Here is a 13,571-nt window from a genome sequence, read left to right on the forward strand (position 1 = left end):
CCATCGACCGCCACCAGCCCGCGCTGGTGGTGCTGGCCGGTTTCATGCGCATCCTGACCCCCGGCTTTGTGGCGCACTACGCCGGGCGGCTCATCAACATCCACCCCTCGCTGCTGCCGGCCTTCACGGGGCTGCACACCCACCAGCGCGCCATCGATGCGGGCTGCAAGTTTGCTGGCGTGACGGTGCACCAGGTGACGGCCGAGCTGGATGTGGGCCCGATCCTGGACCAGGCCGTGGTGCCCGTGCTGCCGGGCGATACGGCCGAGACGCTGGCGGCCCGGGTGCTCACGCAGGAGCATGTGATCTACCCCCGTGCCGTGCGGGCACTGGTGCAGGCGCTGTAGTCCCCTGGTTTGGGATGGCCCGCGTCCCGCGCGGGTAAGTCCGGAGTTTGCTATCAAAATGGTAGCTTGTAGCGCTTGATGGGTAGGCGCTAGCGGCCATTTTTGCCATTTCCCCTGGCGCGCGCAGCTCGTCAACTGACGGGCGAATCGCACTGCGCGGCCAGAGGGCGGGGCAGGGGAGGGGCCAGCCGGCCGGCCGGGCGCACCGGAGGTCGCTTTGTCTTCCTGGCATCCTTCCCTGGGGCGGCGTCAGGCCACGGCGCTCAGGCTGCTGGTGGTGCTGGCCGACTGGCTCCAGCCATTGGCGGCCAGCGCGTACTGCTGCCGGGCAAAGTCCGCCAGCCGCGCCAGGTCATTGCGGCGGCCGGATTCGTTGCTGGCCGTGCCGGCAGTGTCGGACGATGGCGTCGATGCCTGGGCGCTGGTGGCCGACTGGACCTGGCTGGTCAACTGGTCGATGAAGGCCTTGGATTCGCTGGCACTGATGCTGGCGTCGCCATCGGTGTCGATGGCGTTGAACAGCGCCGTGATCGCGTCCTGCTCCACACTGCTGCTGCCGCCGGCCAGGCGCTCGGCGGCTGAGACCACACCGTCCTCGTTGGTGTCCAGCGGGTCGTAGCTGGTTGCCGAGCTGCTGCCCGATGCGCCACCCGCACCGCCGGGCCCGCCGGGAGGCGGCGGCATGCCACCCATGGCCTGCATGCCGCCGGCTTCCGTGCCGGGGCCCGAGGGGCGGCCCGCATCGAACTCGGCTTCGCTCAGGCTGCCATCGCCGTCCGCGTCCAGCTGGCTGAACACCTCGTCACTGCTCACCCCCGCCTTGCTGGCCGTGCCGCCGGACATGGCCTCCAGCAGGCCCCGCAGCTCGGTTTGGCTCACGGTGCCGTCGCCATCGCTGTCCACCTTGCCGAACAGGTCGTCGCCGGCCTGGCCGGTGGCCGTGGCGTTGCCGCCGTCACCGCTGCGCGATTGGGCAAATGCCATGGTCGAGGGCGGCGGGGGCAGCACGCTTTGCATCGTCTTGCCCAGCTCGTCGGCATTGAGGCTGCCGTCGCCGTTGGCGTCGTACTGCTTTACCAGGTCCGCCGCGCTGGTCTGGTTGCTGACGCCGGTCTTTTTGGCGACATCGTCCAGAAGGCCCTGCAGTTCGGTATCGCTCACACCGCCGCTGCCGTCGGTGTCTATTTTGGACAGCAGCCGCTCCGGCGAGGGCGCCGGGCGCGATGCCCGCTGCACACTTGCACTGGACCAGGCACTGCTGACGCTACTGATGGTCGTCATCGTCGTTCCTTTCGTTCCAAGGGTGGGTCGTCGGTGCCTGGTCCCCCACAGCGGAAGCCCAGAGCCATGGCCCGAGCCCATTCTTGGGGGAGCGTGTCTCTGGGGTTTGTCCGCTTTGTACCAAGGCCGATACAAAGGGCGCGAGCAAGGGCCGAACTGGGGGGCAAATGCCTGCCAGATTGCCACCCGGGGCATGCGGTGACTCCCTAAACTTGGGGCGTTCTTTTGCGCCTGTGCCCGCCCATGCAACACATCCTGGTGGTGGACGACGATGTCGAAATCACCACATTGCTCACTGAGTACCTTGCCCGCTTTGGCTATGCCGCCCACGCGGCCTGCGATGCGGCGGCAATGCGTGCCCAGATGGCCGCGCACCCCATCGGCCTGGTGGTGCTGGACGTGATGCTGCCCGGTACCGACGGCATTACCCTGGCGCGCGAGCTGCGCGAACGCTCCCGGGTGCCGATCATCATGCTCACGGCCCGCGCCAACCCCTACGACTGCGTGCTGGGGCTGGAGATGGGGGCCGACGACTACATGGGAAAACCCTTCGAGCCGCGCGAGCTGGTGGCGCGCATCCAGACCGTGCTGCGCCGCATCGCGGGCGAGGGCGCGCCGGCAAGGCAAGGCCCCGACGAGCTGGTGCGCTTTGACGGCTGGACGCTGCACAGCATCGAGCGGCACCTGGTGTCCCCGCAGGGCGTGGTGGTGCCGCTGTCCAACGCCGAGTTCCGCCTGCTCTGCACCTTCCTGCGCATGCCACGGCGCATCTTCAGCCGCGACCAGCTCATGGAGCAGGCCCGGGGCCGCGCCATGGACGCGTTCGAGCGCAGCATCGACCTGCTGGTCTCGCGCCTGCGCAGCAAGCTCTCGGACGACCCGCGCTCGCCCTCCATGATCCGCACCGTGCGGGGCGCGGGCTACCTGCTGAACGTGCAGTCGCTGCAAGGCCAGGTGGGGTGGCCGCATTGACGGACATGCGGCGCCTGCGTGCGGCGGGTCAGCACTGGCTGCCCGACACCCTGTTTGGCCGGCTTGCGCTGCTGCTCATCGTGGCGGTGATCGTGAGCCATGTGCTGGCGCTCACCCTCATGTTTGAGCTGCGCCCGCAGCGCCCCGATCACCCCCCGGGCCCGCCCGGCCCGCCGCCCCCTGCGGTGTCTGCGGATGGGCTGCGGCCCCCGCCGCCCCCCGGTCCGGGGCCCCGTGGCGAGCGGCACGGCCTGCTCGATGCGCCGCCGTCGTTGCAACTGGGCCTGCTGCTGGACATCAGCGTGCGCCTGGCCGCGCTGGTGGCGGTGGCCTGGTGGGCGGCGCGCTGGCTGTCGCGGCCCATGAACCGGCTGGCCGCCGCTGCGCAGGAGCTGGGGCGCGACATCCACCGCCCCCCGCTGCCCGAAGATGGCACGCGGGAATGCCGCGACGCCAGCCGGGTGTTCAACCAGATGCAGGCGCACATCCGCCAGCAACTGGCCGAGCGCGACCGGTTTGTGGCCGCGGTCTCGCACGACCTGCGCACGCCCCTGACCCGCCTGCGCCTGCGCACCGAAAGCCTGGGCGATGCCCACGCGCAGCAGCTGTTTCGCCGCGACATTGCCGAGATGGACGCCATGATCGCCTCCACGCTGGACTACCTGCGCGGCGTGGCGGGCGCCGAGGCCTGGGTGCTGCTCGATGTGCAGGCGCTGGCCGACAGCATGGCCGACGACCAGCTCGCTGTGGGCCACCGGGTCACGGTGGTGGGGCAGGCGGCCCCCTTGCGGGTGCAGGCCGTGGCGCTGCGGCGCTGCCTGGACAACCTGGTGGGCAATGCCGTCCGCTATGGCGGCAGTGCCGAGGTCACGCTGCGCGATGCGGCCGATGCGCTGACCATCGAGGTGCGCGACCACGGCCCCGGTCTGCCGCCCGAAGAGCTGGAGCGGGTCATGGAACCCTTCTACCGCGTCGAGGCCTCGCGCAACCGCCAGAGCGGCGGGGCGGGGCTGGGGCTCACCATTGCCAGCGACATCGTGCGCCGCCACGGGGGGCAACTGGTGTTGCGCAATGCCGAGGGCGGCGGCCTGGTGGCTGCGGCGGTGCTGCCGCGCACAGCCGCTTGATACCGCTGGATGCCGGCCTTGCTCAGGCCGCGGGCGCGTCGCCCTCGCATTTTTCAAACCGGGGCCGCCACACCCCGTCGATCAGCACCTGTTCCTCGAACATGGCAGCGGGGCGCACCCACAGGCCGTGCTGTCCGTAGAGCGCGCGGTACAGCGTCATCGGCTCCAGGGTTTCGCTGTGGCGCACGGTGTCGATCACCTCGTACAGCATGCCTTTGTAGTGGCGGTACAGCCCCGGGGGCGTGCGGATGAGTGCGGGCAGGTCGTCGTCGGTCATGGTGGTGGGAGCGTGGGCGTGAGTGGTTAGGATGGCGGCTGATAAAAATCAAGCAAGAGTGGGGGGCGTCCGTGGATCAGGCAGATTTTGTGCATCTGGTGCGCATGAGCGAGCATGCCAGTGCCGACAACAGCCGAGCGTACCGCCGCAGCGTGGCGGCGTTTGCGGCGCTGGGCTATGCGTGGGTGCTGGGGTGTCTGGCGCTGGCCGTGGGTATTTTGCTGTGGGTCGTGCCGCAGTTGCTGCATGGCCGCTTTCGCTTTGCGATGGTGTGGGCCCTGCTGGGCGCGGGCGGCCTGCTCTGGGTCAGCCTGCGGGCCCTGTGGGTGCGTTTTGATGAGCCTGCCGGGGTGGAGGTCACGGCGCTGGATGCCCCCGACCTGTTCGAGGCCCTGGCGCGCATCCGCCGCAAGATCAAGGGGCCGCCCATCCACAAGGTCACCCTCACCGACGAGTTCAACGCCAGCATCCAGCAGCTGCCGCGTTTTGGCCTGCTGGGCGGTGCCGTCAACCACCTGAGTATTGGCCTGCCCCTGCTGATGGCGCTGGACCGGCCGCGTTTTCTGGCCGTGCTGGCCCATGAATATGGCCACCTGCGGGGCGACCATGGCCGGTTTGCCGCCTGGATCTACCGCACGCGCCTGTCGTGGATGCGGCTGAACCACAGCCTGGCCGACGACGAAGGCCCGGTGGCCGTGGCCACGCAGGCCTTCATGCGCTGGTACTTCCCGCGCTTTTCGGCCAAGACCTTTGCGCTGGCCCGCCAGGACGAGTACGAGGCCGACCGCATCGCCGGCAAGCTGCTGGGCCGCGACGTGGCCGCCGCCGCGCTGGCCGAGATCGAGATCCGGGGTGCGTGGCTGCAGGCCGAGTTCTGGGGCAACCACTGGTGCGTGGCGGCCGACAACGCATTGCCGGTCGGCCCTTACCGCAGCATGCGCCGCCTGCTGGCCAAGGCCCCGGACGCCGCCTTTGCCAACGATGCGCTGCGCCAGGCGCTCAAGCGCCTGAGCAGCGTGGACGACACCCACCCCGGCCTGCGCGACCGCATCGAGGCATTGGAGGTGGCCCCCACCGTGCCCGACTGGTCGCGCGGCAATGCGCTGGCTCTGCTGGGGCCCGACGCCAAGCGCTGGGTGACGGATTTCGACAAGCAATGGTGCAAGGACAACGCGACCGAGTGGAAGCAGCACCACGCCTGGTTGGGCCGCGTGCGCGCGCGTGCCCAGGCCTTGGGCGCATCGACTGCGCAGAGCAGCGCCGCCGACCTGGTGGAGCTGGCGCGCCTCCAGCGCCACCTGGACCCGCATGCCGATGTGCGCGGGGTGTACGAGCTGGCGCTGCAGCGCAGCCCCGATTACCCGGCCGCCCTGCGCGGGCTGGTGCCCTGCCTGCCCGAGGGCGACCGCGAAGCCAAGTTGCAGCTGCTGAACCGGGTGTGGGACGCGGGCAGCAGCGACCGCTATTGGGCGGCGCGCACCGCGCTGGCGGAGCTGGAAACCCCGCGCCTGGGGCTGGACCACGACGCCGCCGCCTTCAAGCAGTGGCGCAAGCGGCTGGAGCGTGCGCAGGAGTCGGAGGAGCGGGCCTGGGAAGAGTTGTCGGGCGGCTCGTGTTTCAGCCAGATCCTGCGCAACGACCTGAGCGCCTTCGAGCTGGCCGAGCTGCAGTCCGAACTGGCCCGCTGTGCCCCCCTGGCGCGCTGCTGGCTGGTGCGCAAGAACCTGCGCGAACACCCCCAGCGCCGGGCCTACCTGGTGTTTGTGGAGCTGCCAGGCATGGGCGACGAAAGCCGCTACCACCTGTGCCGCGCACTGGAGCGCAACCTGAGCCTGCCCGGCCCCGCACTGGTGCTGTGGGCGGGCGAATCGCCCACGCTGGAGCAGATCGAGCGCTCGGCGTTCGAGCCCATCTACACCCGTTGACGTAAAAGCCCTGCACAGAGCAGCGTTGCTATCTCCCTCCTTGCCGGGCACCGGGCTGGGATGTCGGAGGCAGCCAACGCGGCGGGGAATGGGACAATCGGGGGATGCATCCCAAAGTTCTTCTCGACGCCTGCGCCGAACTGGTCAGGCTCACCCTCACGTTTGAACACCCCGCCGACGCGGTGGTGTCGCGTTTTTTCCGCGATAACCGGGGCCTGGGGCCGCGCGAGCGCGCCACGCTGGCCGAAACGGTCTACACCGTGCTGCGCAAGAAGCTGCTGTTCGACCACATGGCCCCTTCGGGCTCGGGCCCCAAAGAGCGGCGCCTGGCCATCCTGGGCTTCTACGGCCCGCGCGATTTCCTCAAAGCGGCACTGACCGACCAGGAAAAGAACTGGCTCGACCAGTGCGACGCCGTCACGGTCGATGACCTGATGGAGCGCCACCGCCACAACCTGCCCGAATGGCTGGTCAAGCCCCTCAAGGACCAGTTGGGCGATGGCTTCTGGCCCCTGGTGGGCAGCCTGGCCCAGAGCGCACCGCTGGACCTGCGCGTCAACGCCCTCCAGGACAAGCGCGCCGACGTGCAAAAGGAGCTGGCCAAGGCCGGCATCAAGGCCCTGCCCACGCCGTATTCGCCCTGGGGCCTGCGCATTGACGACAAGCCCGCCCTGACCAAGCTGGATGCGTTCACCCGTGGTGCCATCGAGGTGCAGGACGAGGGCTCGCAGCTGCTGGCCCTGCTGCTCGATGCCAAGCGCGGCGAGATGGTGGTGGATTTCTGTGCCGGCGCAGGCGGCAAGACGCTGGCCGTTGGCGCGACCATGCGCAACACGGGGCGGCTGTATGCGTTCGATGTGTCGGGCCACCGGCTCGACGCGCTCAAGCCGCGCCTGGCGCGCAGCGGCCTGTCCAACGTGCACCCGGCCGCGATCGCGCACGAGCGCGACGAGCGTGTCAAGCGCCTGGCCGGCAAGATCGACCGCGTGCTGGTGGATGCGCCCTGCTCGGGCCTGGGCACCTTGCGCCGCAACCCCGACCTCAAGTGGCGCCAAAGCCCCAAGGCGGTGGCGGAGCTGACGGCCAAGCAGGCCTCCATCCTGGCCAGCGCGGCGCGCCTGCTCAAGCCCGGTGGCCGGCTGGTGTACGCCACCTGCAGCATCTTGCCCGAGGAGAACGAGGCGATTGCCGAAGCCTTCAGCGCCGCGCACCCGGATTTTGAGCTGCTCGATGCAGGCGAGCTGCTGGCGCAGCTCAAGGTCGAAGGTGCTCCGGGGCTGTGCAGTGGGGGCGAATCTGGCAGTGGTTATTTGCGCCTGTGGCCCCATCTGCACCAGACGGACGGCTTTTTCGCCGCGGTCTGGACCCGCAAGCGCTGACCGGCGGTGCTTGCCATCTGCACCAAACTGGGGATAAGGCCTGTTGGCAACAGATGGACTGAGAACGCGCTTTAAATCAGCGTAAATCCTATGGATGCCCCCGGTTTTTCAAGGGGGTGTCACTTTAAAATCGGATACCTGGTTCGCTGGTGAACGGGTTCTTTGTAGTAAGGCTTTTGTTGAATATGCTGTTACCCGATTGGGCTGTGCTGAACGCTGCCATTGACTGGCTGGGCCATGGGCTGTGGAACCTGGCCTGGTGGCAGGTCGTGCTCTACACCCTGGCGACGACCCACATCACCATTGCGGCGGTCACGATCTTCCTGCACCGTGCCCAGGCCCATCGCGCGCTCGATCTGCATGCCATCCCCTCGCACTTCTTCCGCTTCTGGCTGTGGATCGGCACGGGCATGGTCACCAAGGAGTGGGTGGCCATCCATCGCAAGCACCACGCCAAGTGCGAAACCGTGGACGACCCCCACAGCCCGCAGACGCGCGGCCTCGATACCGTGATGTGGCGCGGTGCCGAGCTGTACCGCGCCGAATCCAAGAACATGGAAACCATGAAGAAGTTCGGCCACGGCACGCCCGATGACTGGATGGAGTGCAACGTCTACACCCGTTTCGGCTGGCAGGGCGTGGGCCTCATGCTGGTGCTTGACCTGGCCCTGTTCGGCGCCCTGGGGGCCGCCGTGTGGGCCGTGCAGATGCTCTGGATTCCCTTCTGGGCGGCCGGTGTGGTCAATGGCGTGGGCCATTACTGGGGCTACCGCAACTTCGAGGCGCAGGACGCCAGCACCAACCTCTCGCCCTGGGGCATCATCATTGGTGGCGAAGAGCTGCACAACAACCACCACACCTACCCCACGTCGGCCAAGTTTTCGGTCAAGCCCTATGAGTTCGACATCGGCTGGGTCTACATCAGCCTGATGAAGAAGATCGGCTGGGCCACCGTCAAGAAGATTCCGCCCAAGCTGCAACTGGGCGATGTGAAGCCCGTGGCCGATGAAAAGACGCTCGAAGCCCTCATTGCCAACCGCTACGAGGTCATGGCCGGCTATGCCCGTGGCGTGCGCCAGGCGTGCAAGGAAGAGATTGCGGCGCTCAAGGCCCGCCAGGCGGACGCTTCGGTGCTCAAGACGGCCAAGCGCTGGCTGCACCGCGATGCAGAAAAAGTACCGGCAGGGGCGCTGCCCCAGCTGGCGCAGGTCCGGGCCGCGTACCCTGCGCTCGACAAGATGGTGACCATGCGCGAAGAGCTGCGGCAGCTGTGGCTCAATACCTCCCAATCGCGTGAACAGCTCACGGCCGACCTGCAAGCCTGGTGCCGCCGCGCAGAAGAAAGCGGTATTTCTGCGTTGCGCGAGTTCTCGCTGCGGCTGCGGGCCGCGCAGGCCTGAAGCGGTTGGATCTGACCCCATCCAAGGCCTTGCCGTTTGGCAAGGCCTTTTTCTTTTGTGGTTCTCTCTTATCGCGCGGCGTGCAACGCGCCGCGCTGGCCGGGGTCCTTGGCAGCCTTCTTGGGGGTTTTGAAGGCTGTGCGCAGTCCGTGCCAGATCTTCTGCCGCAGCCCGGGCGCGGGTGCGGCTTCCACGAGCTGGACTTCGGCGGGGCCGCGCCGGGGGTTGTGCAGCTGGATCCAGGCGGCCTGCGCCTGCCCGTTCCATGGCAGGTGTTCCCCCGCCTTCAGCAGGGTGTGCGGCGGTGCCTGCAATGTCTGCCCGCAGGCGCAAGGCGAAAAACGGATGACCACTTCTCCCTGGGTGGTGTGCAATGTGCTGCCGGGTGCCAGGCAAAGCCAGAGGCCCTGGCCGGGGGGCAGACCCAGGGTACGGGGCGGCGGGGGCGCGGTGGTGACGGTGGTGCTGTGCTGGGGCATGGTGCGGGGGCTCCGGATGAGCAAAGGGCTGCAGGGAAGGTCTGAGCGTAGAAAAAGCAGCGTCCGTTCAACAGGTACACGCTCCGGCGCAGAGGGGTAGAACAGCGTTGATTTTTGGGATGCTGTTATGGTCCAGTTCGTCCCCTCCTGTATCTGTACCCGCCAGCGGCGTTCGGGCACGATGCGTTGATCTGTTGCCGAGTCCGCGCCACGGCGGCACACCGAGCCAAGAGCCATGTCACATTCCTCCGAGCCCCGGGAAGTCCCGATCTACCGCCAACTGGCGGCCTTGTATGAACAGGCGATTGCCGCAGGCAGCCTCGCGCCCGGCATGCGCATGCCCTCGGTGCGCGAGCTGTGCCAGCGGCACCAGGTGAGCCTGACGACGGCGCTGCAGGTGCTGCGCCAGCTCGAATCGCAGGGCTGCGTGGAGGCGCGTGCGCGGGTGGGCTACTTCGTGCGGGAGCCGGGTGGCGTGGTGCTGCCCGGGGCGCGCGAGCCCGAGTTGCATGAGCCGCTGGCCCATGACCCGCAGGTGTTTGCGGGCATCAACGAGCGCATTTCCGGCTTCCTGGAGAAGGCCCGCCGTGCCGGCCCCTTGCCGCTGGACCTGGGCAGCGTCATGCCCGCGCCCAGCCTGTTCGATGCGGCCGCGCTCAACCGGCTGGCCCACGGCCTGCTGCGGGAGCAGCCGGACATCCTGGTGTACGGCCCTTCGGCGCCGACCACCCATCCGGAGTTCCAGCAGGCCATGGCGCGCCATGCGCTCACCTTTGGCGTGTGCGTGGCGCCTGCCGACATTGGCGCGACGCACGGCAACTCCGAGGCCGTGAACCTGGCCCTGGATGCGGTGGCCGAACCGGGCGACGTGATTGCCGTCGAATCCCCCACTTTTTTTGGCATCCTGCAGGCGATCGAGGTGCGCGGCCTGCGTGCGCTGGAGATCCCCAGCAGCCCGCACACCGGCATGTCGCTGGAGGCCCTGGAACTGGCGGCGCGCAACGAGCCCCGACTCAAGGGCGTGGTGGTGGTGCCCCACCTGCAGATGCCCTTGGGCAGCGTGATGCCCGACACCCACAAGGAGCGCCTGGTAGCGCTGTGCGTGGAGCATGGCCTGGCCCTCATCGAGGACGATATCTACCGTGAGTTTGTCGAATCCCCGCGGGTGCTGCGCCCCGCCAAGGCCTGGGACCGCCCGGGCGATGCGGGCCAGGTTATTTATTGCGCGTCGCTCAGCAAGAGCTTTGCGCCCGGCCTGCGCCAGGGCTGGATGAGCGCGGGCCGTTGGCAGGCACGGGTGCAGATGATCAAGTTCGCCCGCACGCGCAACATGCAGACCTGGTCGCAGCTGCTGGCGGCCCGCAGCGTGGACTCGCCGGCCTATGAGCGCCACCTGCGCCGCATGCGGGCGCAGCTGCGCATCCAGCGCGAACAGGCGGCACGGGCCGTGGCCCGCTATTTTCCGGCGGGCACGCGCCTGAGCCTGCCGCCGGGCGGGCTGAGCCTGTGGCTGGAGCTGCCCACCGGTATGTCGTCCACGCGCCTGTACGACGAGGCGCTGCACAAGGGCATCCGCGTGGCACCGGGCCCCATGTTCTCCAACACCGGGCGGTATGAGCACTTTCTGCGCCTGAGCTGCGGCATGCCGTTCACGGCCGAGGTGGAAGCGGGCTATCGCACGCTCGGGGCTTTGCTGGCGGCGCAACGGGCCGAGGCGCCCATGTCCCGCAAAGCCGCATGAGCACGGCGAGCCCCGCCGGCAATCGCAACCGGGCAGGCATAAAAAAACCGCCCTTGCAGGGCGGTTTTTTTGAGGGCCATGGGCTGAATTACTTCAGCTTCATTTCCTTGTACTCGACGTGCTTGCGAGCCTTGGGATCAAATTTCATGATCAGCATCTTCTCGGGCATCGTCTTCTTGTTCTTGGTCGTGGTGTAGAAGTGGCCGGTACCTGCAGTGGATTCCAGCTTGATCTTGTCGCGTCCGCCTTTGCTTGCCATGGTGCTACTCCTTAAGCCTGGCCACGGGCACGCAGGTCTGCGAGCACCGAGTCGATACCGTTCTTGTCGATCAAACGCAGGGCAGCGCTCGAAACGCGCAGGCGCACCCAGCGGTTTTCGCTCTCGACCCAGAAACGGCGGTATTGCAGGTTCGGCAGGAACCGGCGCTTGGTTTTGTTGTTGGCGTGGGAAACATTGTTCCCCGTCATGGGCTTCTTGCCCGTTACGTCGCAGACGCGTGCCATGAGGACACTCCGATACTGATTAACGGCCGTTTGCTGAACCCCGGAACAGACTTGCCCGGGAGGGCTTGCGGCCTCACCTCGCCAGAAAGGGTGGCGGTAACCCGATTTGCCTGCTCCGGCAGACCGCAAAACACGGGCCGAAATCAGCAAAGCCGCAGATTATAGCCTGATGCCCGATTTTTGTCGCCGGGCCGCCCCAGGACGCACAAGCCCCCATAGGGGTGCGGCCCGTGCGGCGGCGAAGCGTGGGGGTCTTTGCCGGGTCAGGCCTCTTGTTCGAGGAAGCGCTGGGCGTCGAGCGCGGCCATGCAGCCCGTGCCCGCGCTGGTGATGGCCTGGCGGTACACATGGTCCTGCACGTCGCCGGCGGCAAACACGCCGGGCACGCTGGTCTGCGTGGCAAAGCCCTTGAGCCCGCCCTGGGTGATGATGTAGCCGTTCTCCATCTCCAGCTGGCCCTGGAAGATTTCGGTGTTGGGTGCGTGGCCGATGGCAATGAAGCAGCCCTGCAGCTTGATGTCTTCCGTGCTGCCGTCCTTGGTGCTCTTGATGCGGATACCGGTCACGCCCGTGTTGTCGCCCAGCACCTCGTCCAGCGTGTTGAACAGCTTGAGCTCGATCTTGCCGGCGGCCACCTTTTCATTGAGCTTGTCCACCAGGATGGGCTCGGCCTTGAACTTGTCGCGGCGGTGCACCAGGGTGACCTTGCGGGCGATGTTGGACAGGTACAGCGCCTCTTCCACCGCCGTGTTGCCGCCACCGACCACGCAGACATCCTGCTCGCGGTAGAAGAAGCCGTCGCAGGTGGCGCAGCCGGACACGCCCTTGCCCATGAAGGCCTCTTCCGAAGGCAGTCCCAGGTACTTGGCCGATGCGCCCGTGGCCAGGATCAGCGCGTCGCAGGTGTAGGTGCCGCTGTCGCCGGTGAGCGTGAACGGGCGCTGGCTGAAATCGACCTTGTTGATGTGGTCGAAGATGATCTGGGTCTTGAAGCGCTCGGCGTGTTCCAGAAAGCGCTGCATCAGGTCGGGGCCCTGCACGCCATGCACGTCGGCGGGCCAGTTGTCCACCTCGGTCGTAGTCATCAGCTGGCCGCCCTGGGCCATGCCGGTGATGAGCACCGGGTTCAGGTTGGCGCGCGCCGCATAGACGGCCGCCGTGTAGCCCGCAGGGCCCGAGCCGAGAATCAGAACTTTCGCGTGTTGGGTGGTGGACATGGTAAAAGCCTGTGTTTTGCGCCCGCTACAGGGGGCGCTGTTGGGAAAGCTGGGGGTGGAGCCGCCGAGTATCAACCGGCAACTGCGGCTGCGCGCAGCCCCTTTTTCAATCACGGCGATTGTAAGAAGCGATTGATAACCCGTTGCGGCTGCGGGTGGGTCGCGCCCCTGAAAGGAGAGGTCTGCATGTCCACGATGTTGTCCAACCTGGACCTGCTGCGCCGGGTGCCCCTGTTCTCGCTGCTGACGGTGGCGCAGGCCGAGGTGATCAGCGGTGCGGTCATCAAGCGCCGTTTCAAGCGCGGAGAGGCGTTGGTGGAGCAGGGGCAAAAGTCCAATGCCCTCTTCATTTTGCTCACCGGCCGTGCCCGGGTAATGACCTCGGACAGCCGGGGGCGCGAGGTGATCCTGGCCACCCTGGCGCAGGGCGACTACCTGGGCGAGATGAGCATCATCGACAACGAACCCCACTCAGCCACCGTGCGGGCCGAGGTGCAGACCGACGTGCTCATGCTCGGCCGCGCGGAGTTTGCGCGCTGCCTGACGGAGAACGCCTCCATGTCGCTGGTAGTGATGCGCGGCCTGGTCAAGCGCCTGCGCCACGCTGATCGCAAGATTGAGTCACTGGCGTTACTGGATGTGTATGGGCGCGTGGCCCACGCGCTGCTGGACTTTGCCGTGCCCGATGCCCAGGGCCAGCAGGTGATCAAGGACAAGATTTCGCGCCAGGACCTGGCCAAGATGGTGGGCGCCTCGCGCGAAATGGTCAGCCGCGTGATGAAGGACCTGGAGGAGCGCGGCTTCATCGAGGTGCTGCCCAGTGGCGCGACGCTGCTGCGGGAGCGGCTGAACGCGCTGGGCTGACGGTACCGCCTTGCGGCGGTCTGATTAGGGCGTGTCACCATTCAATTCCCCCACGCGC

14 protein-coding genes are annotated in these 13,571 nt (G+C 67.5%); 8 read left to right on the forward strand and 6 right to left on the reverse strand.

From position 1 onward, the window contains the following. A partial coding sequence (gene purN / locus DBV10_RS23210; RefSeq protein WP_233589998.1) for a phosphoribosylglycinamide formyltransferase occupies nt 1–347 on the forward strand: 347 nt, incomplete at its 5' end. 249 nt (nt 348–596) lie between these two features. On the opposite strand, the gene xopAW is transcribed toward purN, so the two are convergent. After that, a complete protein-coding gene (xopAW, locus tag DBV10_RS19880) occupies nt 597–1,628 on the reverse strand; it encodes a XopAW family type III secretion system calcium-binding effector (RefSeq protein WP_124515299.1) in 1,032 nt (343 codons plus the stop codon). 243 nt (nt 1,629–1,871) lie between these two features. Here xopAW and DBV10_RS19885 point away from each other — a divergent pair, with 243 nt between their 5' ends. Further along, nucleotides 1,872–2,600 (forward strand): response regulator, encoded by a 729-nt coding sequence (locus DBV10_RS19885; protein WP_124515300.1) that lies wholly within the window; start codon nt 1,872–1,874, stop codon nt 2,598–2,600. Then, nucleotides 2,588–3,727, forward strand: coding sequence for an ATP-binding protein (locus DBV10_RS19890; protein ID WP_233589999.1), 1,140 nt, complete (start codon nt 2,588–2,590; stop codon nt 3,725–3,727). Before DBV10_RS19885 ends, DBV10_RS19890 begins: the two co-directional genes overlap by 13 nt. Nucleotides 3,728–3,749: 22 nt before the next feature. Here DBV10_RS19890 and DBV10_RS19895 read toward each other — a convergent pair whose 3' ends face one another. Beyond that, on the reverse strand, nt 3,750–4,004 hold the full coding sequence (locus tag DBV10_RS19895; RefSeq protein ID WP_124515301.1) for a DUF1653 domain-containing protein: 255 nt from the start codon (nt 4,002–4,004) through the stop codon (nt 3,750–3,752). Between the two features lie 71 nt (nt 4,005–4,075). On the opposite strand from DBV10_RS19895, the gene DBV10_RS19900 reads away from it, so the two are divergent. From DBV10_RS19900 to DBV10_RS19910, 3 genes are all read left to right on the forward strand, one after another. Further along, nucleotides 4,076–5,929, forward strand: coding sequence for a M48 family metallopeptidase (locus tag DBV10_RS19900; RefSeq protein ID WP_124515302.1), 1,854 nt, complete (start codon nt 4,076–4,078; stop codon nt 5,927–5,929). Nucleotides 5,930–6,033: 104 nt separating this feature from the next. Continuing rightward, on the forward strand, nt 6,034–7,308 hold the full coding sequence (locus tag DBV10_RS19905) for an RsmB/NOP family class I SAM-dependent RNA methyltransferase (RefSeq protein ID WP_124515303.1): 1,275 nt from the start codon (nt 6,034–6,036) through the stop codon (nt 7,306–7,308). 185 nt (nt 7,309–7,493) lie between these two features. Further along, the gene (locus DBV10_RS19910) at nt 7,494–8,708 is read left to right on the forward strand and encodes a fatty acid desaturase (RefSeq protein WP_124515304.1); all 1,215 of its coding nucleotides are present in this window, start codon (nt 7,494–7,496) and stop codon (nt 8,706–8,708) included. Between the two features lie 68 nt (nt 8,709–8,776). Here DBV10_RS19910 and DBV10_RS19915 read toward each other — a convergent pair whose 3' ends face one another. Beyond that, nucleotides 8,777–9,187 (reverse strand): hypothetical protein, encoded by a 411-nt coding sequence (locus DBV10_RS19915; RefSeq protein WP_124515305.1) that lies wholly within the window; start codon nt 9,185–9,187, stop codon nt 8,777–8,779. A gap of 235 nt (nt 9,188–9,422) precedes the next feature. Here DBV10_RS19915 and DBV10_RS19920 point away from each other — a divergent pair, with 235 nt between their 5' ends. After that, nucleotides 9,423–10,928, forward strand: coding sequence for a PLP-dependent aminotransferase family protein (locus DBV10_RS19920; RefSeq protein WP_124515306.1), 1,506 nt, complete (start codon nt 9,423–9,425; stop codon nt 10,926–10,928). Nucleotides 10,929–11,016: 88 nt separating this feature from the next. Here the strand turns inward: DBV10_RS19920 and rpmG are convergent, their stop codons facing one another. From rpmG to trxB, 3 genes are all read right to left on the reverse strand, one after another. Beyond that, nucleotides 11,017–11,187: a 50S ribosomal protein L33 gene (rpmG, locus tag DBV10_RS19925; RefSeq protein WP_008904999.1), complete on the reverse strand. Its 171-nt coding sequence runs from the start codon at nt 11,185–11,187 to the stop codon at nt 11,017–11,019. Nucleotides 11,188–11,198: 11 nt separating this feature from the next. Next, nucleotides 11,199–11,432: a 50S ribosomal protein L28 gene (gene rpmB / locus DBV10_RS19930; protein WP_015013086.1), complete on the reverse strand. Its 234-nt coding sequence runs from the start codon at nt 11,430–11,432 to the stop codon at nt 11,199–11,201. A gap of 263 nt (nt 11,433–11,695) precedes the next feature. Next, complete coding sequence (trxB, locus tag DBV10_RS19935) at nt 11,696–12,649, reverse strand: thioredoxin-disulfide reductase (RefSeq protein WP_124515307.1); 954 nt, start codon at nt 12,647–12,649, stop codon at nt 11,696–11,698. Nucleotides 12,650–12,835: 186 nt separating this feature from the next. Here trxB and DBV10_RS19940 point away from each other — a divergent pair, with 186 nt between their 5' ends. After that, on the forward strand, nt 12,836–13,513 hold the full coding sequence (locus tag DBV10_RS19940; RefSeq protein WP_124515308.1) for a Crp/Fnr family transcriptional regulator: 678 nt from the start codon (nt 12,836–12,838) through the stop codon (nt 13,511–13,513). The last annotated feature ends 58 nt before the right edge of the window (nt 13,514–13,571 follow it).

Origin of the sequence: Acidovorax sp. FJL06 (assembly GCF_003852545.1) — a bacterium.
Lineage (GTDB): Bacteria > Pseudomonadota > Gammaproteobacteria > Burkholderiales > Burkholderiaceae_C > Acidovorax.